Annotated in this window: 20 protein-coding genes; 15 read left to right on the top strand and 5 right to left on the bottom strand. The window is 40.7% G+C overall.

What is annotated here, in order from left to right; all coding sequences use genetic code 11:
* The first annotated feature begins 135 nt into the window (after nucleotides 1-135).
* From AB0756_RS17540 to AB0756_RS17530, 3 genes are all read left to right on the top strand, one after another.
* Nucleotides 136-492: a hypothetical protein gene (locus tag AB0756_RS17540; RefSeq protein ID WP_038087997.1), complete on the top strand. Its 357-nt coding sequence runs from the start codon at nucleotides 136-138 to the stop codon at nucleotides 490-492.
* Nucleotides 493-593: 101 nt separating this feature from the next.
* A complete protein-coding gene (locus tag AB0756_RS17535; RefSeq protein ID WP_038087999.1) occupies nucleotides 594-1,778 on the top strand; it encodes a radical SAM protein in 1,185 nt (394 codons plus the stop codon).
* Nucleotides 1,779-1,867: 89 nt separating this feature from the next.
* Complete coding sequence (locus AB0756_RS17530) at nucleotides 1,868-3,034, top strand: CapA family protein (RefSeq protein ID WP_038088002.1); 1,167 nt, start codon at nucleotides 1,868-1,870, stop codon at nucleotides 3,032-3,034.
* Nucleotides 3,035-3,173: 139 nt separating this feature from the next.
* On the opposite strand, the gene larE is transcribed toward AB0756_RS17530, so the two are convergent.
* Nucleotides 3,174-3,998, bottom strand: a complete 825-nt coding sequence (gene larE, locus AB0756_RS17525) for an ATP-dependent sacrificial sulfur transferase LarE (RefSeq protein WP_038088005.1) — start codon at nucleotides 3,996-3,998, stop codon at nucleotides 3,174-3,176.
* A gap of 235 nt (nucleotides 3,999-4,233) precedes the next feature.
* On the opposite strand from larE, the gene AB0756_RS17520 reads away from it, so the two are divergent.
* Nucleotides 4,234-5,103 carry a branched-chain amino acid ABC transporter permease gene (locus AB0756_RS17520; protein ID WP_038088008.1) on the top strand — a complete coding sequence of 290 codons (870 nt, stop codon included), beginning with the start codon at nucleotides 4,234-4,236 and terminating at the stop codon, nucleotides 5,101-5,103.
* A 90-nt stretch (nucleotides 5,104-5,193) separates the two neighbouring features.
* Here the strand turns inward: AB0756_RS17520 and psaX are convergent, their stop codons facing one another.
* Together psaX and lipA are read right to left on the bottom strand one after the other, a co-directional pair.
* On the bottom strand, nucleotides 5,194-5,340 hold the full coding sequence (psaX, locus tag AB0756_RS17515) for a photosystem I protein PsaX (protein WP_038088011.1): 147 nt from the start codon (nucleotides 5,338-5,340) through the stop codon (nucleotides 5,194-5,196).
* 90 nt (nucleotides 5,341-5,430) lie between these two features.
* The gene (gene lipA / locus AB0756_RS17510; RefSeq protein ID WP_038088014.1) at nucleotides 5,431-6,333 is read right to left on the bottom strand and encodes a lipoyl synthase; all 903 of its coding nucleotides are present in this window, start codon (nucleotides 6,331-6,333) and stop codon (nucleotides 5,431-5,433) included.
* A 331-nt stretch (nucleotides 6,334-6,664) separates the two neighbouring features.
* On the opposite strand from lipA, the gene AB0756_RS17505 reads away from it, so the two are divergent.
* Both AB0756_RS17505 and AB0756_RS17500 read left to right on the top strand, forming a co-directional pair.
* On the top strand, nucleotides 6,665-7,303 hold the full coding sequence (locus AB0756_RS17505; RefSeq protein WP_038088016.1) for a response regulator: 639 nt from the start codon (nucleotides 6,665-6,667) through the stop codon (nucleotides 7,301-7,303).
* 541 nt (nucleotides 7,304-7,844) lie between these two features.
* Nucleotides 7,845-13,484: a trifunctional serine/threonine-protein kinase/ATP-binding protein/sensor histidine kinase gene (locus AB0756_RS17500; RefSeq protein WP_038088020.1), complete on the top strand. Its 5,640-nt coding sequence runs from the start codon at nucleotides 7,845-7,847 to the stop codon at nucleotides 13,482-13,484.
* Nucleotides 13,485-13,580: 96 nt separating this feature from the next.
* Here AB0756_RS17500 and AB0756_RS17495 read toward each other — a convergent pair whose 3' ends face one another.
* On the bottom strand, nucleotides 13,581-14,921 hold the full coding sequence (locus AB0756_RS17495; RefSeq protein WP_038088023.1) for a cytochrome P450: 1,341 nt from the start codon (nucleotides 14,919-14,921) through the stop codon (nucleotides 13,581-13,583).
* Nucleotides 14,922-14,934: 13 nt separating this feature from the next.
* On the bottom strand, nucleotides 14,935-15,903 hold the full coding sequence (locus AB0756_RS17490) for a terpene synthase family protein (RefSeq protein WP_038088027.1): 969 nt from the start codon (nucleotides 15,901-15,903) through the stop codon (nucleotides 14,935-14,937).
* Nucleotides 15,904-17,017: 1,114 nt separating this feature from the next.
* Between AB0756_RS17490 and AB0756_RS17485 the strand changes: the two genes are divergently transcribed.
* The 9 genes from AB0756_RS17485 (at nucleotide 17,018) to AB0756_RS17445 (ending at nucleotide 26,052) form a co-directional block, all read left to right on the top strand.
* Nucleotides 17,018-17,299, top strand: coding sequence for a hypothetical protein (locus AB0756_RS17485; protein ID WP_137986322.1), 282 nt, complete (start codon nucleotides 17,018-17,020; stop codon nucleotides 17,297-17,299).
* Nucleotides 17,300-17,344: 45 nt separating this feature from the next.
* The gene (locus AB0756_RS17480) at nucleotides 17,345-19,552 is read left to right on the top strand and encodes a chemotaxis protein CheW (RefSeq protein ID WP_038088030.1); all 2,208 of its coding nucleotides are present in this window, start codon (nucleotides 17,345-17,347) and stop codon (nucleotides 19,550-19,552) included.
* The gene (locus AB0756_RS17475; RefSeq protein WP_038088033.1) at nucleotides 19,545-19,988 is read left to right on the top strand and encodes a chemotaxis protein CheW; all 444 of its coding nucleotides are present in this window, start codon (nucleotides 19,545-19,547) and stop codon (nucleotides 19,986-19,988) included. The genes AB0756_RS17480 and AB0756_RS17475 overlap by 8 nt, the downstream gene beginning before the upstream one ends.
* A 32-nt stretch (nucleotides 19,989-20,020) precedes the next feature.
* A complete protein-coding gene (locus AB0756_RS17470) occupies nucleotides 20,021-21,325 on the top strand; it encodes a methyl-accepting chemotaxis protein (RefSeq protein ID WP_038088036.1) in 1,305 nt (434 codons plus the stop codon).
* 15 nt (nucleotides 21,326-21,340) lie between these two features.
* Entirely contained in the window at nucleotides 21,341-22,414 is a 1,074-nt protein-coding gene (locus AB0756_RS17465) for a protein-glutamate methylesterase/protein-glutamine glutaminase (protein ID WP_038088082.1), read from the top strand.
* A gap of 14 nt (nucleotides 22,415-22,428) precedes the next feature.
* Nucleotides 22,429-23,253: a CheR family methyltransferase gene (locus tag AB0756_RS17460; RefSeq protein ID WP_038088039.1), complete on the top strand. Its 825-nt coding sequence runs from the start codon at nucleotides 22,429-22,431 to the stop codon at nucleotides 23,251-23,253.
* Nucleotides 23,254-23,391: 138 nt separating this feature from the next.
* A complete protein-coding gene (locus AB0756_RS17455) occupies nucleotides 23,392-23,757 on the top strand; it encodes a response regulator (protein WP_038088043.1) in 366 nt (121 codons plus the stop codon).
* A 7-nt stretch (nucleotides 23,758-23,764) separates the two neighbouring features.
* Nucleotides 23,765-24,370 (top strand): chemotaxis protein CheC, encoded by a 606-nt coding sequence (locus AB0756_RS17450; RefSeq protein WP_038088047.1) that lies wholly within the window; start codon nucleotides 23,765-23,767, stop codon nucleotides 24,368-24,370.
* 56 nt (nucleotides 24,371-24,426) lie between these two features.
* The gene (locus tag AB0756_RS17445) at nucleotides 24,427-26,052 is read left to right on the top strand and encodes an ATP-binding response regulator (protein WP_038088049.1); all 1,626 of its coding nucleotides are present in this window, start codon (nucleotides 24,427-24,429) and stop codon (nucleotides 26,050-26,052) included.
* The last annotated feature ends 125 nt before the right edge of the window (nucleotides 26,053-26,177 follow it).

The following is a 26,177-nucleotide window of genomic DNA, read 5'->3' as shown; positions in this document are numbered from 1 at the left end:
TTTACCTTCTAAAAAAAGTTTTTAGCGATCGCAGCATACCCTGCATAAATCAAATCGGTCAGACATATGAACCGGTAGGAGCAAGAAAAACAAAAATTGCTCTCATAAAAATTCACTACCTACCGGGAGAGATCGATGATTTTTTTACGTTCTAAATCTAGCCATTTTGCTTTGTTGGTGAGCTTGACTTTAGCAAGTTCGATTATTAGCACTGTTGCTAGGGCAGAGTCAAATCCTTTTATTTCCAAAAACACCGTAAGTCAACCTAGCATTCAGAAAATTAACAATCCTATTATCCGCGATAAAATTGATATTTTTACTCCAGGCAAAATCAATGGTGCCGATCAATTTAAAGAAGGATTTGCCGACTTTAAAGAAAAACCAGGTTTTGCTGATTTTACCAAACCTGTTGATAAATCGAGCATTGCAGACCCATCTATTATACAGCGTCCGTCCGCAGTTGATACATTCAAACAAATTCAAACTCGTTAAGTTTGAATATTTTTCAAGGTAATTCTAATTTCAGTCAGACTTAGTTAACTTTGTAAAGACGTTTTGGCAAAACGTCTTTACCTTACTCATAGGTAATTATCATGATACAGGAAACAAAAAAAGTTCAATTTGTTGTCAAAACATCCAAACATTGTAACCTGAGATGTCGCTACTGTTATGAATACGCAGAGTTAGCCAACAAACAAGCGATCGCACTAGCTCAAATACAGCAAATGTTTACCAATATTGCTAGTTACTATCAACATTTAGATTTTGATATTGAAATTGAGTTTGTCTGGCATGGTGGAGAACCATTACTACAAAAACCTGATTTTTACTGGCAAGTGTTCGAGCTACAAAAACAGATATTTCAGTTTGACAATATTCGAGTTAGAAATGGCGTACAAACAAATTTGACATTATTAGACTCACAACGCATAAAACTTTTAAAAGAAGGATTCGATGGTGTAGGAGTTTCAATAGATCTATTTGGAGGATTGCGAGTTTACCAAACAGGTATTGAATCCCAAAATAAGGTTTTAGAAAACATAGATAAACTGACAAATGCCGGGATTGATTTTGGTTGTATCAGCGTCCTCACCAAGCAAAACTTAGAGTTTATTCCAGAAATATACAATTTTTATCGACAAATGAATCTATCTGCAAGAATATTACCTTTATTTAAAGGTTCATTTGAAAATCAACATCAAGGTTTTGAGATTACTGCATATGAAGTCTTAGAAGCTTATAAAAAACTAGTAGATTTATGGCTAGCAGATGAAAAATTGGTTTGGATATCTCCAATTTATGAAGCAATTAAGCAGGTAGTTCATCACTACACGCCCAATGCTCCAACAAGTTTCTATGATAAAGGTGAATGGGAGTCAATTTATATTGTTGATGTTGATGGAGAAGTCTACAGCTATGCAGATGCTTACTTAATAAGCCATACGCACGGAAATATCTTTAATCAACCCCTCGGCGCATTAATTAAGAGTTCTCAGCACCACAAAATAGTTATCGAAGCAGAAGAAAGACTTCAAGAAACTTGCAGTCAATGTAAATTTTTCGGTAGTTGTAGCGGTTATCCAATCGCCGAAGGAAATCGACAATATAATGAGATGAATTCAGACGGTTCGATTAAGTGTATTGTTGATAAAGGAATTCGACAATATATTGAGTATCGTCTGTTTGAAATGGGAATTATCGATCTAGATAGAGGATATGTAAAATTGGAACGATTGGATCTCAATCGCCAAAGTTCGCCCAGTTTAGCTTATATTTAGATGTTTAGCATTGTCAACTTGAATGTATTTTCCTATTAAAAGTTGCCTTTTTCAAGATATACTAGCGCCATATTTCGAGGAGTGCAACTATGGTGAGCCAGCGTTTGGGCAAACTGTGGTCGTTTGGCTTTATCAGTTTGTGTTTCTGCTTGGGTATTAGTATAGGATTATTCATTCGCTTTGGACAGTTACAGCGATCGCAAGCTGCAACTACATCCACAGATACATTGCCAGTTCCTTTCTCTGTACCCGAATTTCCAACCTCAGATACCATAACAATCCAAGCAGTTGGAGACATTATTCCAGGAACAAACTATCCTAACTACAGGTTACCAAGCGATCGCAACCAACTGCTGCCACAATCTGTACGAGCGTATTTGCAAAGAGCAGACATTTTATTTGGTAACTTTGAAACTAGCTTAACCAACTACCCCTACAGCGCCAAAGACATCAGCCGGGGACAAGTATTTGCCTTTCGTTCCCCACCCTCCTACGCTCAACTGTTTGCTGATGTTGGATTTGATGTTATGAACATAGCCAACAATCATGCACGAGATTTTGGTTTCATAGGGTTCCGAGACACAGTCAAGCACCTTAAAGAGGTTGGCATAGACACATTAGGACATAAAAATCAAATTCTTGTATTAGAACTTGATAATATTCGAGTGGCAATGATTGGGTTTGCTCCCTACGAACATTACAATTCCATTCACGACCTAGATACAGCCAAAGCACTCGTAGAAGAAGCTAAAAGAAATGCCAACATAGTCATTGTGTCAATGCATGCAGGAGCCGAGGGCACCAGTGCATTAAACGTCAAAAACAAAACCGAGTATTTCTATGGAGAAAATCGAGGAAATTCCATCAAGTTTGCGAGAACAATGATTGATGCAGGAGCAGATTTAGTTCTCGGACACGGTCCCCACGTTCCGCGAGCAATGGAAATCTATAATGATAAACTCATTGCATACTCTTTAGGAAATTTTTTGGGATATCGAACGCTATCCACAGTAGCCCAAACAGGGTACTCAATGATTTTAGAAGTTAAGCTTAATTCTCAGGGAAATTTGGTAGGAAGTAAAATTATCCCCGTTCGTTTAGATCGGCAAGGAATTCCCCGCATCGATCAACGCTTCCATACAGTAGGACTTTTACGTCATTTAATTAGTAAAGATTTTCCCAACCAACAAGTCAAAATTAATAAGAAAGGCGAAATTGTTTTAGAAGATAGCAATTTAGTTGCCGAAAAAGAATAAATTGGTTGAAAATCGGACAGGCGAGAACGCCCATCCCACATCCCTAGGTTCCTTGTTTTCTCGCTCCCAGGTTCTACCTGGGAATGCACATTTCGAGGCTCTGCCTCAACTTCGTGTCAGGCGTGGGGCTTCTGACCGATTATGCCCGTTGTACAATCTCTCGATTTAAAACCTGATTGAGCTTTCCACTGCGAAAACCTTCCAAATCAAGAGTAACGAATAGAAAACCAAATCCCTGAAAAGTAGAAACGAGTGACTGCAAATCTGTCTTAGCGACAAAGTCTTTAATTTCTTCTGGTGGCAATTCTATCCGTGCTATATCTCCTTGAGATCGAACTCGCAAGCTGTTGTAACCTAGCTTTCTTAAATATATTTCTGCCCTCCCGACTCGTTGCAGCTTGGCTACAGTGATCTCTTCACCGTAGGGAAAGCGAGAACTAAGACAAGGTTGTGCGGGTTTATCCCACCAAGGTAAACCAAGTTCTTGGGAAAGTTGCCGCACTTGGGCTTTTGTCATACCAACTTCTGCTAGAGGAGAACGTGCGCCTCTTTCCTTTGCAGCCTGAATTCCCGGACGGTAATCACGTAAATCATCAGCATTCACACCATCTACCACATAAGGATATCCCAATGCAGTCGCAAGGGGCTTGAGTGTATCGTGCAGTTCGCTTTTACAAAAATAGCATCGGTTAATTGGGTTAGAAGTATAGTCGGGATTTTCCATTTCGCGTGTTTGAACAATTCTATGACTAATCCCAATAGTTGCCGCTTGAATTTTAGCGTCCTCCAACTCCTCCGGTAACAGCGAAGGGGAAACTGCTGTGACAGCTAAAGCACGTTCACCCAAAACATCACACGCAACCTTAGCGACCAAAGTACTATCAACCCCCCCAGAGTAGGCAATTAATGCCTTATCCATCTCTAGAAAGATGCTTTTTAGTGTTTCAAGTTTTTCTGCAAGCATTTTAGTCAACAACCCCCATAGTAGCACCCAATCAATTTCATTGTAGAAGGGTATCGAAGGGAATGAGAGGTCAGGTGGATACCGACCACAAATATTGCGCGGTGGGTGGTGCCAACCCAATAAAAATCAATAATTTTAGATAGCCAAAGGGAGTAGTTATCTCCGCTTTTGCACAAATCAGGTAATATTCTCTAGATACTCCGAATCAGTAGTTGGAGGAGTTTGTGACAAAATTATGAATTTACAATTTGCTCAATTGATTGTTAATGGTATTGCTGTGGGAAGTATTATTGCTTTAGCAGCAGTTGGACTAACGCTAACTCTGGGAATTTTACGGTTATCTAACTTTGCTCATGGTGATTTTTTGACTTTAGGAGCTTACTTAACATTTGTACTGAATACATTATTTAAGCTGAATATTTGGTTATCTATGGTAATAGCAGCAATTGGTACAGTTGCTGCAATGCTTTTAGCGGAAAAGCTGCTGTGGTCGAGAATGCGCTCTATCCGTGCGAGTTCTACAACATTCATTATTATTTCCATTGGGTTAGCATTATTTATCCGCAATGGTATTATCTTTATCTGGGGCGGAAGTAACAAAAATTACGATTTGCCTGTTAGTTCTGCTATGGATGTTGGTGGTTTAAAAATACCCCCCAATCAACTGTTGGTTTTTGTTTTGGCTATAGTGGTTATTTTGGTGTTGCACTACGTTCTGCAAAATACCAAAATTGGTAAAGCAATGCGAGCAGTTGCTGACGATTTAGACTTAGCTAGGGTCTCTGGTATTAATGTTGACCAAGTGATTCTGTGGACTTGGACGATCGCTGGTAGCCTAACATCTCTCGGTGGTAGTATGTACGGCTTAATTACAGCCGTGCGTCCAAATATGGGGTGGTTTTTAATCTTACCCTTATTTGCAGCGGTTATTTTAGGAGGTATTGGCAATCCTTATGGTGCGATCGCAGCTGCTTTTATCATCGGTATTGCTCAAGAAGCTAGCACGCCTCTACTTGGTTCTCAGTACAAACAAGGTGTCGCATTATTTATCATGATTTTGGTGCTGCTTGTTCGTCCCAAAGGATTATTCAAAGGAACGATATAAAAGGGATTGGAGATTGGAGATTGTAAATGAGCTAATCAATACCCAATTGCTCATCCCCAATTTCCAATCCCTTTCATCTACTTGAACGTCTTACACTAGAATATGAAAATAAAAGGCAGCGACAAGAAAGTTAATTGCTAACAGTAGTACAGCCCAACCTGTGCGGAAGGGGTAAGGCGCTGTAGCTCCAGTTTTAGCAACGTCTTCGCCTACTTTTTTCTTACCTTCATTAGCCATCGCATTCTCTCCTAATTTAAAGACTTATTAACAGATACCAAATATCTGTCATATTTAGCAAAATTCGTTAGAAATATTTGTCAGACGCTGTTAATTGTCTCCCGCATGATAGGAACTGCGAACTAAAGGTCCGGAACGAACATGGCTAAATCCCATATCTTGAGCGACTTTGCCTAATTCATCAAACTCTTCTGGTGTCCAATACTTTTGTACTGGCAAATGTTCTAAAGACGGACGCATATACTGACCGATAGTTATACGATCGCATCCCACTTTACGCAAATCCACCATCGTTTCAATAATTTCCTCTCTCGTTTCCCCGTGTCCTAGCATCAATCCTGATTTTGTAGGAATGATAGGGTCAATGTCTTTAACCACTTGCAGGACAAAAAGCGAGCGATCGTATTTCGCCCCCCGACGTACTGGTCCTTGTAAACGTCGTACTGTTTCAATGTTGTGATTGTAACAGGCTGGTTTGGCTTGCACTATTGTCTTGATGCGATCGCGCTGACCTTCCTCACCAGCACCCACACCACCCCAAAAATCTGGTGTCAGTACTTCGATTTGAGTTTCTGGGTTCATTTGGCGAATCGTCTCCATCGTCTTCACAAAGTGACCCGCCCCTTGGTCTGGTAAATCGTCACGAGCAACAGAAGTCAGCACCACGTAACGCAATTCTAAGAGCTGCACTGCTTCTGCAACCTTTTGAGGTTCCTCCAAGTCAACAGGCATTGGTGCGTGACCTTTATCCACTTGACAAAAAGCACAAGATCTAGTGCAGGTAGGCCCCATAAGTAAAAAAGTAGCAGTTTGTTGGGCGTAACACTCACCCCGATTCGGGCAGCGTCCTTCTTCGCAAATGGTGTGAATTTGACGTTGCCTGATAATCCGTTGTACCGTTGAGAGTTCGCTAGCTTTACCAATCGGGCGGCGCAACCATGAAGGCATTGCCATAATTTCAGTTTTAATTTGAGATGGCTCTAAAGCAGTCATAAATCATTCAAAATTTTGCTAAACGCAGTTGCCTGAGGCGATTTTTGAGAAAAATTGTACCTCTATAGGGGCGCAAGACCTCCATATTCCTACAATAGGTTACTGATTCATTCGTCGGTAATTTATTTTCAGAAAATCACCTAAGTATTACTTTGCCACAATCACAGAGTTAAGACCGCTGTTTGTTACGTATGACACTTCAAGTATTGTCACTTCTATCGGAAATTACTCTCCCCCGATCCAGAGATATGTTGGGTATAGTGGGAGAATTCTTGACGCCCAAGGGCGCAACTACCATATAAACCTAAAGTTTCTATTAGAGCAAACAGTCGTGACAAGTAACAAAATTTTAGTTATCGATGACACTACAGTTGTCAGGGTAAAAGTACGAGAAATGTTACCACCAGGAAACTTCCAAGTTTTGGAAGCAAAAGATGGTGTAGAGGGATTGAATTTAATTCGTCAGGAAAAACTGAGCCTGATTATGCTAGATTTCCTACTTCCTAAGAAAAATGGCTGGGAAGTGTTTCAAGAGCTCCAAGCCAATAGTGATTTGAGGAAGATTCCTTTAGTCATCATGTCTGGTCGTAAAGAAGAGGTGACGGAGAAAATCCCCGAACCTTTTGAATATTTTGAGTTTCTTGGAAAACCTTTTGACCAAAAGCAACTCATTGGCGCAATCAAGTCCGCCATGACCAAGGCTAAACAACCACGTCCCGAACCAGCCCAGGTAGCAGTCGCAGCCACCTCCAACGGAGTCGCAGCTACCTCCAATGGAGTCGCAGCTACTTCCAATGGAGTCGCAGCTACTTCTAATGGAACCAGTGCAGTTACCTCTACTGAGTCTGGGTCTTCGGCTGCAGAAATCCAAGCATTAAATGAAAAAATTGCCAAAATGCAGGCAGAAATTGATGCTTTGAAAAAACAACTCAATCAAGTTGTAACTTTTATCAAACAAAAAGTTAAATAGCGATCGGTATCGTGAGGATATGTCTCTAACGCTGTACTTAACATAGAGTACGGCGTTTAGATTTTTGTTGACTAACTCACTGGGCTAAAGCCACAGAGATTCTTTTCGGACATCATGCATACAGACAAGAGCCTACGGTGGTCAAAGCACCATCTAGACTGTCTTCCCAATTCTCAAACTGGGTTCGAGTTTACTTGAACCGTTTGACACTTTTACAGTTTCCTTTCGGGTCGTGTCTGTCAATCACCGCCTTGGAACTACTGAATTCGGTGGTACTTGTGCAAAATTAAATATACATTGCTGAACGCTATACCCTTGATTTAGCAAAGCCAAGAGTGAAAGATAAATATATAAATTAATGTATATAACTACTGACTGGATCTCAGACCACACAGTCAGTTAAGTTCTAAGACAGCGGGGTTAATAATTATTAAGTTTTTCAAAAAAACGCAAAAATACTACTTTCGGCTCGTGACATGATACAAAGACTGTGCTTCTGGGAATACTAAATTAGAAGTATATTATCCAGAGCATAATGTAGATGTTGATACAGCTAGATACAATTTTTGCTATTCCTGGCTATCGCATAACTCAACAAATTTACTCGGGAAGCAAAACCCTGGTTTATCAAGGTATTCGGGAAAAAGACCAACAATCGGTTATCTTAAAACTGATGCGGAATGAATACCCAACCTTTCATGAAATTGCTCAGTTTCGCAAACAGTATGCGATCGCTAAAAATCTCAATTGTGCGGGTATTGTCAAACCCTATAGTTTGGAAAGCTATCGCAACAGTTATGTTTTGATTCTGGAAGACTTTGGCGGTATTTCCTTAAAAGAATATATCACTCGTGTAGAAACTACCCAGACAGCGTTTCTACAACAATTTTTTCACATAGCTGTTCAAATTGCCTCTACCCTTCACGAATTACACTGTCATCGCATCATTCATAAAGACATTAAACCTGCTAATATTCTTATTAATCCCACAACATATGAAGTTAAACTGACAGACTTTAGTATTGCTAGTCTCTTACCGAAAGAAATTCAACAACTGACAAATCCCAATTTTTTAGAAGGGACTCTCGCTTACATTTCTCCAGAACAAACAGGAAGAATGAACCGTGGGATTGACTACCGTAGCGATTTCTATTCCCTTGGCGTCACATTTTTTGAACTCCTGACCGGACAGTTACCCTTCACAACAAACGATTCCATGGAGTTGGTGCATTGTCATATTGCCAAACAACCACCCAAAGCTAATTCTTTAAATTCTAATATTCCCTTAACTATATCAGAGATCATCAGCAAGCTCATGGCAAAAAATGCTGAAGATCGCTATCACAGTGCTTTCGGGTTAAAACACGATTTAGAGATATGCAAGCAGCAGTGGCAAGAAACTGGAAATATTATACCCTTTCAGTTGGGAGAACAGGATATTTCCGAGTATTTTTTGATTCCTGAAAAACTCTACGGTCGTCAACAGGAAGTAGAAACTTTACTTGCGGCTTTTGAGCGAGTCACGGGTGGTAAATCTGAAATAGTTTTGGTTGCAGGTTCATCTGGTATTGGTAAGACAGCTGTTGTCAACGAAGTTCACAAACCAATTGTTCGTCAGCGCAGTTACTTTATTAAAGGTAAGTTCGATCAATTTCAACGCGATATTCCTTTATCGGGATTTTTACAAGCTTTTCAAGATTTAATTAGGCAGTTGTTAAGCGAACCTGAGCCCGTTCTTCAACAATGGAAATCTAAAATCTTATCAGCATTAGGCGAACAGGCTCAAGTAATTGTTGATGTTATTCCCAAACTAGAAGTCATTATTGGACGTCAGCCATCAGTCACTGAACTCTCTGGAACTGCTGCTCAAAATCGTTTAAATTTACTATTCCAGAGATTCATTAATGTCTTCACAACAAAAGAACATCCTTTGGTTATCTTTCTGGATGACTTACAATGGGCAGATACAACTTCGTTAAAATTTATTCATTTATTAAGCAGTAAAAATACTGCTTTGGAAGAGCGAACTAAATACTTCAATCAAGAAAAACAAACTATACCTGAGGGAGCTTTTTTACTTATAGGTGCATATCGAGATAATGAAGTCTCTCAAATGCATCCCCTGTCTGTTACTCTCAATGAAATAGAGAAGACAGGAATTTTAATAAATAAAATTAATTTAAAAGAATTAAATTATAACAGTTTAATAAATTTAATTTGTGATACGCTCAATTGTCAAGAAGCTCTATCTATTCCTCTCACAAAGATTGTATTGACGAAAACAAAAGGCAATCCTTTTTTTACTCATCAATTTCTGAAGTACTTACATGATGAATCCATATTAAAATTTGATTTTTCTCATCGTCTTTGGCAGTACAACATTAATGAAGTTAAAGCCATAGCTCTTACAGATGACGTTGTAGAATTTATGGCACTTCAACTAGAGAAGTTGCCAAGCAAAACTCAAGCAGTCTTAAAACTTGCTGCGTGTATAGGTAACGAATTTGATTTAAGAACTCTTGCTATTATCTATGAAAAATCTGAAGTCGATACAGCAGCGGATTTATGGCAATCGTTACTTGATGGTCTTGTTTTACCTGAAACTGGTTATCAGTTATTAGTTGATGACAGCGAACTTTCATCAATTCCTAACGATGGTTATCAAAAGTATAAATTTGTACACGATCGGGTACAGCAAGCAGCCTATTCTCTCATTCCCAACAATTACAAACAGTCAATTCATTTAAAAATTGGGCAATTGTTACTTAGCAGTTTTTCTGTCGAAGAAAGAAAAGAAAAGATTTTTATTTTAGTCAATCAGTTTAATGTAGCAGCAGAACTGCTAGTCGATCCAAGCGAGCGCGATCGACTGTCACAAATGAATTCGATCGCTGGTCGCAAAGCTTTAGCATCAACAGCTTACGTAGCTGCTGTTAAATATTTAACTACCAGCATTCAATTACTACCAAGCGATACCTGGAAAACCAATTATGATTTTACTCTTGCTTTGTATGAAACAGCCGCAGAAGCAGCATACCTAAGCGGTAACTTTGAACTAGCAGAGCAATTGATAGAAGTGGTATTGATACGAGCAAAAACCCTATTAGAGCGAACAAAAGTTTATGAAATTAAGATTCAGGCTGTTGGAGCACAGAGTAAACCGCTACCAGCAATCGATGTTGCACTGGGGTTTTTAAAACTTTTGGGCATTGAGTTTCCAGAGAGCCCCAACCAAACAGATATTCAAGCAGAAATGGCAGAACTTACATCAAATTTAGCTGGCAGACGTATAGAGGACTTAATCGATTACCCAGAGATGACGGAACCTCATGCACTAGCTGCTATGCGTATTTTATCTAGTGTAACGAGTTTTGCCTATCAAGCTATACCTGAGTTGTTTCCTTTACTCGTATTTAAACAAATCAATCTCTCACTTAAGTATGGCACTTCTCCTTTGTCTGCCCTTGTTTATGTTCGTTACGGAATAATACTTTGTGGAGTTGTGGGAGACATAGAGTTTGGCTATAGATTGGGCAAACTCTCTTTAGATCTGTTGGTTAGATTCCAGGTTAAAGATACCATATCACAGGTTCTTATGGGGTTTAATGGAACTATCAGACTTTGGAAAGAGCATATTCGAGAAATATTGCCCTCTCTTTTAGAAATTTATTCTATTAGTTTAGAAACAGGAAGTTTAGAATATGGAGCTTATGCTCTTTATTGTTACTCCTTCTATGCATATTTTATGGGTGGAGAACTTTCACTGCTCAAGCAGCAAATAGAAAATCACAGCCATGCTCTTGAGTCAACCAATCAGATAATGGTGTTAAATTGGAATAATATCTACCTGCAAAGTGTCTTAAATTTATTAAATAAGCAAGAAAATCCATTTGAGTTAATAGGTGAGGCTTATAATGAAAAAGAAATGATAACATATCATCAGCAAGCCAATGACAGCCTTGGTCTTGTGCATTTGTATTTATGCAAGCTTCAGCTGTGTTATTTACTAGCTGATTACAATAAGGCAGTTGAAAATGCTGTTAATGTCGAGAAGTATATAGAAGTGGCAGTTGGGCATTTAGTTGTTACTGAATTTCATTTCTACGATTCTCTGGCACATCTAGCAGTTTATCCTAATGCTGAGAAAATAGAACAAGCAAAAATTCTGGAAAAGGTATCTGTTAATCAAGAAAAAATGCAGAAATGGGCATACCATGCCCCTATGAATTATTTGCATAAATTTTATTTAGTAGAAGCAGAGCGATGTAGAGTTCTGGGTCAATATCTTGAAGCTGTAAATAGTTACGAGCAAGCAATTACCCTTGCTCAAGAAAATGAGTATGTACATGAAGCGGCTCTAGCCAGCGAATTGACTGGTAAGTTTTATCTGGAGTGGGGCAAACTTAAAATTGCCAAAATTTACATAATAGATGCTTATTATGACTATATCCGTTGGGGCTCAAAAGCTAAAGTTGAGGATTTGGAAAAGCGTTATGCTCAATTCCTTGCTACAATTCTTCAACAAGGAAAACTCAACACCGAACCAGCAACGAATAGCTCTAGTGAAAGTCGCACATCCTTATCTACGAGTGGCTCCAATCAAACTGTCCTTGGGTCAAATAGCAGTATTTCCGATTCTTTAGATTTGGCATCTGTTGTAAAAGCTTCAATTGCTCTGTCTGGAGCAATTGAACTCGAGCAGTTGCTGTCTACTTTAATGGAAGTGGTGATGGAGAATGCTGGAGCTTCTAAGTGTGCTCTCATTTTAAGTGAAGGCGATGCTCCCTCTGGGAGCCGCCCAAAGGGCGATCGCTTAGCAACGGACGTGCATCTGATAGTTTCTGCGGTCAGTTCAAATTCAACAAGTGCGCGGATCGACACAGCATTTCCCTCAATCGGTCTCGAATCAAGCAATGATGTTCCCGTGACTTTAATTAACTACGTCAAGCGAACACAGGAAATCGCAGTCATTGGTGATTTAAAAGATAAACCAGTTTTAGGTACTGATAGCTACATTCTTCGCGAGCAACCCAAAAGTCTCTTGTGTATCCCGATTATCAACCAAGGTAAGTTACTGGGTATTCTTTATCTAGAAAATCATTTAACAGCAGAAGCATTTACACGCGATCGCATAGAACTTCTCAAACTTATTACCACTCAAGCAGCAATTTCTCTAGAAAATGCCATACTCTACCAGAATTTGGCACGAGTTAACGAGCGATTGGAAGAATACAACCGTACTTTAGAAGAAAAAGTGTCAGAGAGAACTCGGGAAATTAATGAAAAAAATCAGCATCTGAAGAAAGCTTTAGAAGAGTTACAAAATACCCAAACTCAATTAATTCAAAGTGAAAAAATGTCTTCTTTAGGGCAAATGGTAGCGGGAATTGCTCATGAAATTAATAATCCCATTAATTTTATTCATGGCAATATTAATTACGCTACAGAATACGTAGAATCTTTATTTGATTTAATTACTATATATCAGCAAGAATTCTCAGATTCTTCCACTCTTGCTCGGGAAAAAGCTATTGAAATTGATTTGGATTTTATAGAAGAAGATTTGCCCAAGCTTTTAGATTCCATGAAGGTGGGAACCTCGCGTATTCGGAATATTGTCTTAGGCTTACGCAACTTCTCTCGTTTGGATGAAGCCGAAATGAAACCTGTTGATATTCATGAGGGTATCGATAACACTTTGATGATTCTGCACCATCGATTTAAGGTAAAAGGCACGCTAGGCGATCGCTTTGAGATAGAAGTTATCAAAGAATACAGTCAGCTGCCTTTAGTTGAGTGCTACCCCGGCCAGCTCAATCAGGTATTTATGAATATTATTGCCAATGCGATCGATGCTCTACACGATTGCGCTGAAGCTCAGGGTATACGTTTGTGCGACGGCTACAAACCAACAATTCGCATTCGGACTGAACTTGCAAACAACGATCGCGTCTCGGTTCGGATTGCTGACAATGGTGCTGGGATACCTGAAGATGTGAGTCAGAAAGTCTTCGATCCATTTTTTACCACTAAATCAGTTGGTAGCGGTACGGGCTTGGGATTATCAATTAGCTATCAGATTGTTGTGGATAAACATAAAGGTAGTCTCACTTACAATTCCATACGCGGTGAGGGAACAGAGTTTGTAGTCCAAATTCCGCTAACACAGTCACATAACTAGCAAATAGGTCAGTGTTAAAAATTGTCGTCATGATAAGGACTAGTAGTAGTAGGCGAGCACTCAGTACCCACCTACTACCGCAAACATTATTTGATATCAATGCTGTGAGGCAAGACGGCGAAACTTAACCTTAAGACCGTCATAAGGATATGGTGTGGGAAACTGAACGAAATTTAAATTTTGTCCCGATACCAGTTCCCACTCATACTCGCGTAGCAACATTGCTGTCAATAGTTTCATTTCTAACTTAGCAAACTCCTTACCGGGGCATTCTCGTAACCCACCGCCAAAAGGTAAATAACCAAATGGTTTTGCTTTATCCTCAGCCCTTTCTGGCGCAAAACGTCCTGGGTCAAAACACTCCGGTTGTGTATAGACAGAAGTGTCTTGATGACTTCTTTTAAATAAGTAAACGACAGTCCAATCTTGGGGAACGCGATAACCGTTGACTTCAAATTCCTTCGTGACTCTGCGGAAACCAAAAGCACCAGGGGGATTAACTCGCAAAACCTCTTTAAGAACTTGGTCCAGATAGTTCATCTGCTTTAAACGTTCTACTGTTAGCGGTTCCTCCAACCCCAACTGTCGTTGTTCTGCACGAGCATTGGCTAAAACTTCCGGAAACTGTGCTAGAAACAGACACATTGATGTCAGCGTTGATGCTGCTGTATCGTGACCTCCAAATAGAAACGTTAAGACTTGTTCTTTCACTTCTTGCAAACTTAACTTATTCCCATCTTCGTCTTGCGCTTGCAACAGCATCCCCAAAAGATCTTGACCGGGATGTGATTGCTGCTGACGCTCTCGGACAATTTCCTCAATGCGTATCAGTAGTTGCTTGCGACTGTGTAATGCTCGACCAAACTTAGTCCAAGGTAAAGGTATTGGTACTGAGAATAGACCATCTCCCCACTTCTCAAACAATTTACTGAAATGGTCATCGTTAGAAGTATCCAAACTTATGAGAAACTTGCAAGCAACATCAAGAGAGAATTTGCTCAGTTCTGGGAACCAGTTGAATGTACCCATGCGTTCCCATTTGTCTAAATAACTGCGGGAGATACTTTCTATACTGGAAAAGGACTGTTCTATGATTTTTGGTTGGAAAACTTTATGGAAAATCTTGCGTCGATTTTGGTGCTCGTTACCTGTTTGGATAAGTAAAGACCCCGACCCTAGCAACGCCCTGGTACATTCAGGCCATCTACTAGCAAGATGCATTTTTTCCTGGGTAAACAATTGGCGATTGGCATCTGCTCCCATTGTAACAACTGTAGGATGCCCAAACAAATTGGTTTTGAAAATAAATCCGTATTGCTTCTGTCGCTTTTCCAGATAATCTGGATCGCACAGAAAGTTTAGCGTTTCACCAAGTAACGGTAGACCAAAGTTACCAGGAGGTAAAGGTAGCGATTGCTGGCTAATAGTTGCTGTCATTATTTTACCTATCTTAGTATTTAACTGGTTCTAACATTTCGACACTTTGATAGCGATCGGTATAAGAATACCAATCGAGATTGCCGCGTATCCAAGCATGCATTATGGATATATATTGCGTCAATTCACTATCTAACTCGTTGCCAAAAACTGGTACACAGGCTTCCAAGCTTGTCAGAGATTTCATCTCTCGATCGTGCATAATAACGGCGCGATCGAGAGAGTTTTCTAAAGAAAGTTGTTGCTGATAGTGCAGTACTAAGACTATGTTGTGGACATCACCACTTGCCATTTCTCTAGAGGCTGAAAAGATATCATTACACCAAGCAAGAACGTTAATTGTCATTAGTTTGAGCTTGTCTACAAAATAATGATTTCTCCAAAAATCACTCAGCATAAAGTTATTGCAAAATTCACTCACTGTCAGGAAAAGATTTCCGCCTACACTGCATCTGCGTATCATCATATAAGCGTCAATGTCAGGCACAATGTTCTGTGCGCGGACTGCTGCTTCTTCAACACATCCTTGAAAGTATTCTTCAAAGCAAAGGAGGAAGTGACGAAACCATTGCATGCTCGCTTTTTGAAACGTCCTCTGTCGCAAATCGTGTAAGGCGTGAGTTAGAGGTATATCATTCTTGGTTGGTTCCGCTCCATTTAAGATTTCCATAAATCTTTTGTGATACACCTTTAGAGCTTCAGGTTGTTTTTTCAACTCTGAGAGATCGCATTGATCGTCCCAAATAAATACCCAACTTAACCAATCGTTTCCAATTTTTAATTCTTCTAACTCACAGTTTGGATAGGCTCGTGCAGCTAGTAAAAAGAATTTTGACTTAGAAAACCGACGATAAGTTGATTCCTTTGCCAGTAAATTGAAGCGCAATACCCATTCTAAAGAAGAATCTTCCAAAACATCAACATATTTATTGATTTGAGATGGAAAAGGACAGTGTAATTTAGGAAAAGTTAATTGAGTCATAATACCTCTCTCAGTGACAGAAACGCAAGACAAATAGACCCAACCTGAAGTCAGTGGGCTGAAATAGAAACTGTAAGTGGTAGCTAATTTCTCCTAACTACCCCTGCCGATAAGACTTACGCACTGTAGGCAGAAAAGAGTATGTGCATTAACGAATCTGCAACCTTAACAGGTTTGCGTTCAAGAAAAATTTACAAAATCCTCACCAGGTTCTCACACTGCATATGTATGCTTGACATCAGAATTATCCTTAAAAAAATGAAGTCATGCATCTCAAAAACAGTTCAAACTGGAAAGTTGAATCAATGCACGTAAAACAGGTTTGATACAGTGCGTAAGTTCTCAGCAAGTGGCTCATCGCGTTCTTACAAAGCAACTCACTGCTTTAAGTAACACGACATTTTGGCCTCAGACATATCCTAATGAAGATTTACAAGAAGTAAATTTTTCTTTTGGAAGTCATGCCGAAAATAAAAGCCATTATTCTTTTGAACTAATACTTGCAAATTGACGTTTCTTTAGGAAAGCAGCTAGAGCAAAACTATGTTCTTGCCAATCAATGCAATCTAATTTAAACATCGATTTCCTCAAGATTTTCCATTTTTTGTTTTTTGAAGTAACAGTGGTTAATCCATAACACGTTATACAGAAATTGAACTTAAGATTCAGTCTGTATTTTGTGGTGTTTAAGATAATCACTGTTGCTTCAAAAACTTTCTTTTATATAATTTTTGTTTTTTTTAATATTTCTCACATCCGTACATTCCTATGTTTAAAAATTTAATCAAGACTCAGTAGAATAGCGTATTTTCTCTTAGAAGTTATAAAGAAAATATAAAAAAATTATGAATACAGGATTTATTGACTGTAGAAAATACGTAAGGTTTTTGTTGTCAAGACTAAAAACACGCATTTCTCTCAGTATTTTGTTAAAATTATTAGTTTTTTTCATTGTTTCTGGTTAAGTATATTTATTTAATTGTCAGGAAATAGTGATTATCAAAGACTGCAAAATATATTTGCTTTTTCAAAAATTAAGAGAAATAACTTTACATGGTTTTTTAAAAATATAGATATCTTTAAAAGATGAGTAGAGCGTTGACACAATAAACACATGGCTAGAACAGGCATTACTGAGGTACAAATACTTGCTAATACGGAAATTGTGCGATCGCGCTTATTGGTCTGTTGCGAGTCTTTATTTGAAGGCCGTCGCGATGAAAAAAGTTCACTACCAAGTATGAAACAAGCGTCTTTACCTTTTACTAAGCCACTTGCTGTAGCCTGTGGAACCCGCCCACTACAGTGGCTCCTCTGCCATCTGCCATCTGCCTTTTTCCAGTCAGAAGTGAAGCGATTTGATAAACCACTACAGACGCTCCAGAGTTTAAAATAAGGTTAGGATGAACCAAAAAAGATAAATATAGAGCCTATTAACGCAATGGAGTTAGCAGAAAATGATGATATAGAAGCATTTCTACTTGAGAGCTATGAAAATCTCGATCGAATTGAACGCGACATTATCGATCTAGAAAAAGCGTCCTCTCAAGGAGAAGCGCTAGTTCGCATTTATCGCTCGCTCCACACCTTAAAAGGGAACTGTGGCTTTTTACCGTTTCCAAAGTTGGAATCACTAGCCCATGCGGGAGAGAGTTTGTTAAGTGCGCTACGCGATCGTCTAAAGCACTCGCCCTCTGGCGAGCGCAAGCTAGCGGTAACTCCTCAAATCGTTAGTATCTTACTCCAGACAGTTGACAGCATCCGGCAGATTCTTTCTCAAATAAAGACGACCAAGCATGAGGGCAACAACGATTACTCATCACTCATCAAGGCTTTAACTCAATTGCAGGAAACCGAACAAGCAGACACAGTGTCTGCATTACCTCACTCTGCTGTTAAGACTCCAATACTACAGCAAAGTAAGTTTGTTGAGTCGAGTGATAGCGAACTTCCAGAAGTGTCAGCCCTAACTGCATCAGAATCTTCTCACATCCGAGTCAGCGTTTCTCTATTAGATCGGGTGATGAACTTAGTCGGAGAACTCGTTTTAGTCCGCAACCAAGTCCTCGGATTTTCAGACCAGTTTCAGGATAGTGCCTTTGATGCGACTTGCCAGCGCCTTAACCTAATTACAGCCCAGTTGCAGGAAGGGGTGATGAAAACTCGTCTACAGCCAATGAGTACCATTTGGCAAAAATTCCCTCGCGTGATTCGCGATTTGGCACTCGCCTCCGGGAAACAAGTTCAGGTAGAAATGGAAGGAGCAGATACGGAACTCGATAAAAGTATTGTAGAAGCCATCAAGGACCCTTTGACTCACGTAGTCCGTAACTGCATCGATCATGGTATTGAGTTACCAGCAGAGCGGACCGCTTGTGGTAAATCAACCATAGGGCACATATTTTTGAGAGCTTTTTATGAAAGCGGTAAAGTCAATATTGAGATCGGCGATGACGGTCGCGGTCTCGACCCAGAACGACTCAAAGTGCGAGCGCAGCAGCTTGGTTTAATGAATGCCATACAGGCTGCGAGCGCAAGCGAGTCGGAAGCGATAAACTTAATTTTTTTACCAGGCTTCTCGACTAGCGATCGGGTAACCAACCTTTCTGGGCGAGGGGTTGGTATGGATATTGTTAAGAGTAATATTGAGAAAATTAACGGCAGCATTGAAATTTACAGTCAACCGGGACAAGGAACGACGTTTAAACTGAAGATTCCATTGACCTTGACAATTATCCCAGCATTAATTGTCACCTGTGGGGGCGATCGCTATGCTATTCCCCAAACGAGCCTGCAAGAGTTAGTTTGCTTAGAAGCAGAACAGGTACTTAATAGTATCGAGATGCTTTACGACGTTCCCGTGTATCGCTTGCGGGGCGATCTTGTACCACTGGTTTACTTAAATCAAGTGTTGCACATCAAAGACAAGGTTACTCATTTAGAAACACTGAGTCTGGTAATTGTCCAAGCTGAGAACTGTCGATTTGGTCTGTTCGTAGACACCATTGAAGATATTCTAGAGATTGTCGTTAAACCTCTAGGAAAGCAGTTGCAGGCACTATCCCTATTTGCAGGCGCTACTATCCTTGGCGATGGCAAAGTAGCATTGATTGTAGATGTCGTCGGTTTGGCAAACCGGGCTGGTATAATCACGAAACAAAAGCATCTGTTGTCGGGCGATACAGTCGCAGAGAACCAAGATCTGGTGAATCGCCAACAGATTTTACTATTTCAGGGTCCCCAAGGTACACGCATGGGTATTCCCCTAACAATAGCATTTCGGCTTGAAGAAATTCCTCGTTCCGCTGTGGAGAAAGTCGGAAATCATTATGTGGTGCAGTCTTACAATAGAATTTTGCCACTGATCGATCTGCATACTATATTTGGTGATGGCGAAGGAGCTTTTGCAAGTGAAGCAGATTCGCTTGCGCTCGTGATTGTCTCTCCCTACTCAGAACTGAGTGTCGGGCTAGTGGTCGATCGCATTCTTGATATAGTAGACGAATCATTAACAATCAAAGGTATTCCTAGCAGACCGGGCGTTCTTTTGAGTGCTGTTATTCAAGGTCAAATTACAGAAATTCTTGACATTGAAACTGTGATTCGGATGTCCAACCCCTATTTACTGCAAACAACCAATCGTGGCTGAACAAAAACTTTGCACTTTTTTTGTCAATGAAATTTACTTTGGCATTGATATAAAGTATGTTCAAGAGGTGATTCGCTCCCAAGTGATGACTCACGTACCTTTAGCACCACCTGATATTTGTGGGCTCATTAACCTGCGAGGACAAATTTTGACGGCGATCGATTTGCAGAGGCGATTGGAAATGGGCGAGTCGTTCATGCGCTCGACCGCTAAATTTGTAGATGAAGTTCAGGGATTTAATATTGTTGTATGTTCGGAGGATGAAGAAGTTAGCTTGCTCGTTGATGAAGTTGGAGATGTCTTGGAATTTACAACAAAAACCTTTCAACCTCCACCCGCAACGCTAAAAGGTAAAATGCGTCAAATGCTAGCAGGAGCTTACCCACTCGAAGAGGGGTTTGTGCTAGTTCTAGACATCAAAAAAATTTTAAATTAACATTTAAAATCAGCATAAAGGAGCGCTTGGTCATGACTACAAATCGGGCTGGCAAAACAGCCAACTCTAAATCGCCTGCGATAAATAGTACGGATTCGGTAGATACCGAACGCAGTGCAACAAATGTACAACTGCAACCGTTACTAAAAGCCATGAAAGCAGCCCGAGACGGTGATTTTAGCGTGCGTTTACCAATCGAGAATAATGGTTTGGGTGAAATTGCGTCGGTTTTTAATGAATGGGTGAGTTTGAATCAAAGTTTTGTCAACCAAGTCGATCGCTTGGCATGCGATATCGGTATAGAAGGGAAGTTTGGTTCTCAGGCTGTTGTCAAAGGATCGAAAGGTTCTTGGAAAGAATCTCTTGACAACTTGAACCGGATGTCGTCACATCTAACAGCGCAGATTGAAAGTATAAATGAAGTCACGCTTGCTGTTGCTCGAGGAAATTTGTCCGAGCAGCTTGAAGAACAGAATACTGGAGAGTTTAAGCAACTTACTGATAATGCCAATCAAATGATTGGCAGCTTGAAATTTTCCATCAGTCAAATGGCAGAGGTTGCAACCGCAGTTGCTTCTTCCTCAGAAGAACTAACCGCAGTCAGTCAGGAAATGACAGAGAACGTCAAACAAACATCAGAACAGGCAACTTCCGCGTCTGCCTCAGCAGAGCAGGTAAATCAAAATACCAGTACAATCGTGACTGCGGTAGAAGAGATGAATGCCAGCATTCGAGAAATTGCTAAAACTGTCGTCCAAGGAGCAAAGGTCGCAACTGATGCCGTAAAAACCGCCACTCGCACAAACCAGACAATTGACAAACTCGGTCAAAGTAGTGTTGAAATTGGCAAAGTCATTAGGGTAATTACTTCGATCGCCCAACAAACAAAGTTACTCGCACTCAATGCTACAATTGAAGCGGCAAGAGCGGGGGATGCAGGTAGGGGTTTTGCTGTCGTCGCCAACGAGGTGAAAGAACTAGCCAAACAAACGGCAAATGCTACCGAAGATATCAGTCAGCGAATTGAAGCAATTCAGACTGATACGAAAAGTGCTGTTGATGCGATCGCGCAAATTACGGACATTATCAACCAGATTAACGACCTGCAAAGCACGATCGCGAGTGCTGTTGAGGAGCAAACAGTTACTACGAATGAAATTGCTCGCAATATTGCCGAAGTTGCCAAAGGAACATCGGATATTGCCAAAAATATTGGAATTGTGGCGCTCAACGCTCAAAGCACGACAGATGGAGCCAGCAATATGTCACAAGCAGCCATAGAGCTAGCTCGTATGGCATCAGATTTACAGAAAGTTGTCAACCAATTTAAGTATTAGTTGGTTTTTATCATTATGCCCAAGATTCGGGTGCTGGTTGTGGATGACTCAGTGGTTGTTCGCTCTCGAGTGAGTAAGATTTTGTCTGGCGATCCAGAACTAGAAGTCGTAGGGATTGCAGCCAATGGTCGTATTGCCCTAGCTAAGATTCCCCATCTCAATCCGGAAGTTGTGCTTTTGGATGTCGAGATGCCAGAGATGAATGGTTTAGAAACCCTTGCTGCAATCCGACAAACTTATCCACATTTAGCGGTGATTATGTTCAGCGCCTCCACACGTACTGGAGCAAGCGCGACACTTGAAGCTCTGTCTTTAGGTGCATCGGATTACGTAACAAAACCAAGTAATTTAGGAAGTGTGGAGGCAACAAACCAATATATCCGTGAGGACTTAATTCCTAAAATCAAAGTACTTGGTGCCAGAACGACGCCCTTACTCGCGCCAATGACAATGACCCATCGAACTGTTCCTCCTGAACGAACTCGGGTAGAGCCAGTTAATATTGTTGCAATTGGGGTTTCTACTGGAGGGCCTAATGCTCTGGCGACACTGCTTGGAGAGCTTCCATCCGATCTACCAGTTCCTATCCTGATCGTGCAACATATGCCGCCGATGTTTACAAAACTATTAGCGGAACGGTTATCCTCTAAGTGTCAAATCCGAGTGGATGAAGCGGTTCCTGGAGTCGTAGTAGAACCCGGACACGTGTGGATCGCACCGGGAAATTTTCACATGGTTGTGCAACGCGACAAAACTGTAGTGCGACTTGCCACCCCTCAGACACCCCCCGAAAATTCCTGTCGCCCTTCGGTTGATGTCCTCTTGCGTTCCGTTGCACAAGTCTATGGTGGTGGCGCGATCGCGGTTATACTAACGGGGATGGGACAAGATGGATTGCACGGCTGCCAATGTATCCGCGAAGCAGGAGGACAGGTGCTTGCACAAGACAAAGCAAGTAGCGTGGTGTGGGGAATGCCCGGTTTCGTTGTCAGTGCAGGGCTTGCCGATGGGGTTGTTCCTCTCGAGCAAATGGCGGCTGAAATCATGCGCCGAATTCGTCTCCATCAAGTTCCTATTTTAGGTACGTAGTAATAAAGTAGGCTATGGCTGTAAGTACCGCTGAATTTGACTATCTTCGTCAATTAGTATATAATCACTCGGCAGTTGTATTATATCCTGATAAAAGCTATTTAGCAGAGCTATATTTGCAGCCAATTGCAGAAGCGGCAGGATTTGCTTCAATTACCAATTTAGTCACTTACCTGCAGGCTCAGCCTTTCAGCAGCCTTCACATCCAAGCGGTAGAGGCACTCGTCACCAACGAAACCTCATTTTTTCGTGATGTTTATCCCTTTGAAGCACTGAACCATTTTGTGTTGCCAGAATTGATCGAAAACCGAGCCATTGAGCGATCGCTAAATATTTGGTGTGCTGCTTGTTCCAACGGGCAGGAACCTTATAGTATTGCCATGCTCATTCGCGAACATTTTCCCATGCTGAGCAATTGGTCTGTGCGGTTAATTGCTAGCGATTTTTCCACCAAGGTACTAGCACGAGCCCGTCAAGGATGTTACAACCAGCTTGAAATCAAGCGCGGGCTACCTCAACTCCTGCGCGAGAAATATTTTTATAAGCTTAACAGTCACTGGCAAATTAAGGAAGAAATCTCTGAGATGGTTGAGTTCCGTCAGATCAATCTCCTGCAATCGTGGTCATCCCTCCCTGAATTAGACATTATATTTTTACGCAATGTTTTAATCTATTTTGATATAGCAACTAAGAAAGCATTACTGAAAAAGATAAAGCAACAATTAAAACCAGACGGATTCCTATTTCTCGGTAGTGGTGAAACGATTATTAACTTGGATAAATCCTTCAACCGCGTTCAATTTGATAAGAGTATTTGTTACCGATTACACAATGTGTAGAGCGGCACAAGTAACGATTCTACACCAGACCTATGCCTAACGGAATAGAACCGCGAACGAGTTGGTATAAGGCTTCTAGCGAGCTAGCTAACATATAATCAATGATAATAATTGAAAAAATCAATAAGGGCAAAGCTGATGGCATTGGTTCTAATTATCGACGATGCAGCGTTTTCTCGCAGAATGATCCGCAAGTTTTTGCAAGGTGATGGCTATGAAATCATTGAAGCAACTAATGGACGTGAAGGATTAGAAATGGTTTACAACCACAAGCCCAACTGCGTATTAGCAGATCTTTTAATGCCAGATATGAATGGATTTGAATTTCTTGAGGCTTTACAAAAAGAAGGATTAAAAATCCCCACAATTATCATCTCAGCTGATATCCAAGAAGGGTCGCGCAATCAAAGTTATAATTTAGGGGCAGTTAACTTTATTAACAAACCGCCCAAAGCAAATGAATTGCGAGAGGCGGTTCAGCAAGTTATTAATGTGAAGGAATAAAGCTCCCATGAATGTGACAGCAGATCAACTAGATGCCTTACAAGAATTGATTAATATTGGCGTTGGTCGGGCAGCTAGTCTACTCAATGAGATGATAGAGGCTCACATTTGTTTGGAAATTCCGTTTGTAAAAGTTTTGACTGCTTCACAAGCCTATCAAGAATTGGCAACACGATTCGAGCATGATAGTTTGGCGGCTGTAAGACTGGGTTTTACTGGCTCGTTTTATGGTACGGCTGGCTTAATTTTTCCAACTGAAAGCGCATCAACATTGGTTGCAGTCCTGACTAATGAAGAACCAGGTTCGGCTGACTTAGATGCCGTCAAAATTGGTACGCTGAGCGAAATTGGCAATATTGTGATTAATGGGGTGATGGGTTCCATCGGCAATGTACTCAGGCAGCACCTGAATTACACGTTGCCTGTTTACTTAGAAGATACGATTGATAATTTATTGTTATCTACAAATGTAAGTAACTCACAAATTATACTTGCACAAGCACGCTTCACAATTAAACAATTAGAAATTATTGGAGATATTATTTTAGTTTTTGAGGTCAGTACATTTGAGGCGTTAATTAATGTGATTGATGGGGAAATTGGAGTAGCTTAAACACAGAAGAAATATTAAATTTTGGAGCAGTAGAATATTAAAATCGGTCTGATGAAATGAGAAAAGAAATTGAGCAAGCACAGGAAAAGTTTAGCCTTTTAGATCGAATTCCTTTGGGAAATTTTATATTGCACTCAGATCGCACAGTGTTATTTTGGAACTGCTGCTTAGAGGAATGGACAAAAATTCCAAGAAGTAAGATTTTAGGAAATTCAATTTATGAATATTTTCCTCATCTAAATCAACCTCGTTACGCCAGTCGCTTGCACCAAATTTTTGAAGGTGGACCTCCTACAATCTTTTCTTCTCAATTGCATAAATATGTCATTCCCGTGCCTGTAGCACAGGATAAATATCGCATTCAACACACAACAGTAACAGCTGTACCTGCATTGTTCGGAGATGATTTTTATGCTCTTTTCTCAATTCAAGATGTCACAGATTTAACGTTTCGAGTTCAGGAATATAGGAACTTGCGAGACCAAGCATTGGCTGTAGCGGAAGAACGCCAACGGGCAAAAGAAGTGGCAGAAACAGCAAACCGCATCAAAGATGAATTTCTCGCCATAGTTTCTCACGAACTTCGTTCTCCTCTGAATCCTATTTTGGGTTGGGCAAAGCTCCTTAAAAAACGTTCGTTGAATGAGGTTGCTAGCTTGCGTGCTATTGAAACCATCGAACGCAATGCCGAGCTACAGGTGCAATTGATTGACGATCTGTTAGATATTTCTCGCATTCTTCGGGGCAAACTCGCACTTAATTTAGAAATCGTGAATCTTACTTCTATTATTGAAGCGGCTTTAGAGACAGTGCGATTGGCAGCAGAAGCAAAATCAATTCAAATGAATTTGAATTTAGACGCAAAAATTGGACGGGTAAAGGGTGATAGCAATCGTCTTCAACAAGTTATTTGGAATCTGCTTTCTAACGCAGTCAAATTCACACCCATTGGTGGCGAGGTAGAAGTCTACTTAGAACAAATTGGTTCTGAGGTACAAATCAGCGTCAGGGATACAGGTCAGGGTATTAGTTCTGAGTTTTTGCCACACGTATTTGAGTATTTCCGTCAAGCCGATAGTAGCATCACCCGCAGGTCAGGTGGACTGGGGCTGGGTTTGGCAATTGTACGCAAGCTTGTCGAGTTACATGGTGGTAGAGTTTGGGCAGAGAGCTTTGGCGAAGGACAAGGCGCGACATTTACAGTTTGTTTACCAGCGCTGCAACAAGGTCAGGAGTTGGTACGGAAAGATAACAACAAGGTTCTTAACAATTCGTATCCCTTCTCAATGCTCTGCAATCCCTTAGAAGGGATACGAGTGTTAGTTGTGGATGATGAGGTTGATACACGCGAGTTTCTAGCCTTTCTATTGGAACAGCAGGGAGCAATTGTCACAACAGCGACATCAGCCCGTGAAGCACTTGCTGAAATAGCAAGGTCAAAACCAGATTTGCTGTTGAGCGATATAGGTATGCCAGAAGTTGATGGTTATTCTTTGATCCAGAAACTGCGATCGCTTAGCGCCAGTCAAGGAGGAAAAATTCCTGCCATCGCCCTCACTGCTTATGCTGGAGAAGCGACACAACAACAAGTTTTAACAGCCGGATTTCAATTGTATCTTGCTAAACCAGCGGATCCTTCTAAATTGGTAACTGCAATTGCAGCACTCGTTCAAAAGTTTTAGTCAATAGAAGCCACTCCGGTTGGGAATGCAGACTGCAAGGCTCCGCCTCCCATGGCAAATTGAGCATAGGAGGCGGAGCCACCGGATCGAGGTGAGGAGTCAGACCTATGATTCGCCAACAGCAT

Origin of the sequence: Tolypothrix campylonemoides VB511288_2, from assembly GCF_045999855.1 — a bacterium.
Lineage (GTDB): Bacteria > Cyanobacteriota > Cyanobacteriia > Cyanobacteriales > Nostocaceae > Scytonema > Scytonema bouteillei_A.
Note: the sequence above shows the minus strand (reverse complement) of the source record. Positions and strands in the feature narration are given on the sequence as shown.

Bases quoted from the DNA above. Each gene is read 5' to 3' on its own strand.
- AB0756_RS17540 (WP_038087997.1), top strand. From the start codon at position 136: ATGATTTTTTTACGTTCTAAATCTAGCCATTTTGCTTTGTTGGTGAGC.
- AB0756_RS17535 (WP_038087999.1), top strand. From the start codon at position 594: ATGATACAGGAAACAAAAAAAGTTCAATTTGTTGTCAAAACATCCAAA.
- AB0756_RS17530 (WP_038088002.1), top strand. From the start codon at position 1,868: ATGGTGAGCCAGCGTTTGGGCAAACTGTGGTCGTTTGGCTTTATCAGT.
- larE (WP_038088005.1), bottom strand. From the start codon at position 3,998: ATGCTTGCAGAAAAACTTGAAACACTAAAAAGCATCTTTCTAGAGATG.
- AB0756_RS17520 (WP_038088008.1), top strand. From the start codon at position 4,234: ATGAATTTACAATTTGCTCAATTGATTGTTAATGGTATTGCTGTGGGA.
- psaX (WP_038088011.1), bottom strand. From the start codon at position 5,340: ATGGCTAATGAAGGTAAGAAAAAAGTAGGCGAAGACGTTGCTAAAACT.
- lipA (WP_038088014.1), bottom strand. From the start codon at position 6,333: ATGACTGCTTTAGAGCCATCTCAAATTAAAACTGAAATTATGGCAATG.
- AB0756_RS17500 (WP_038088020.1), top strand. From the start codon at position 7,845: ATGTTGATACAGCTAGATACAATTTTTGCTATTCCTGGCTATCGCATA.
- AB0756_RS17495 (WP_038088023.1), bottom strand. From the start codon at position 14,921: ATGACAGCAACTATTAGCCAGCAATCGCTACCTTTACCTCCTGGTAAC.
- AB0756_RS17490 (WP_038088027.1), bottom strand. From the start codon at position 15,903: ATGACTCAATTAACTTTTCCTAAATTACACTGTCCTTTTCCATCTCAA.
- AB0756_RS17485 (WP_137986322.1), top strand. From the start codon at position 17,018: ATGGCTAGAACAGGCATTACTGAGGTACAAATACTTGCTAATACGGAA.
- AB0756_RS17480 (WP_038088030.1), top strand. From the start codon at position 17,345: ATGGAGTTAGCAGAAAATGATGATATAGAAGCATTTCTACTTGAGAGC.
- AB0756_RS17470 (WP_038088036.1), top strand. From the start codon at position 20,021: ATGACTACAAATCGGGCTGGCAAAACAGCCAACTCTAAATCGCCTGCG.
- AB0756_RS17465 (WP_038088082.1), top strand. From the start codon at position 21,341: ATGCCCAAGATTCGGGTGCTGGTTGTGGATGACTCAGTGGTTGTTCGC.
- AB0756_RS17460 (WP_038088039.1), top strand. From the start codon at position 22,429: ATGGCTGTAAGTACCGCTGAATTTGACTATCTTCGTCAATTAGTATAT.
- AB0756_RS17455 (WP_038088043.1), top strand. From the start codon at position 23,392: ATGGCATTGGTTCTAATTATCGACGATGCAGCGTTTTCTCGCAGAATG.
- AB0756_RS17450 (WP_038088047.1), top strand. From the start codon at position 23,765: ATGAATGTGACAGCAGATCAACTAGATGCCTTACAAGAATTGATTAAT.
- AB0756_RS17445 (WP_038088049.1), top strand. From the start codon at position 24,427: ATGAGAAAAGAAATTGAGCAAGCACAGGAAAAGTTTAGCCTTTTAGAT.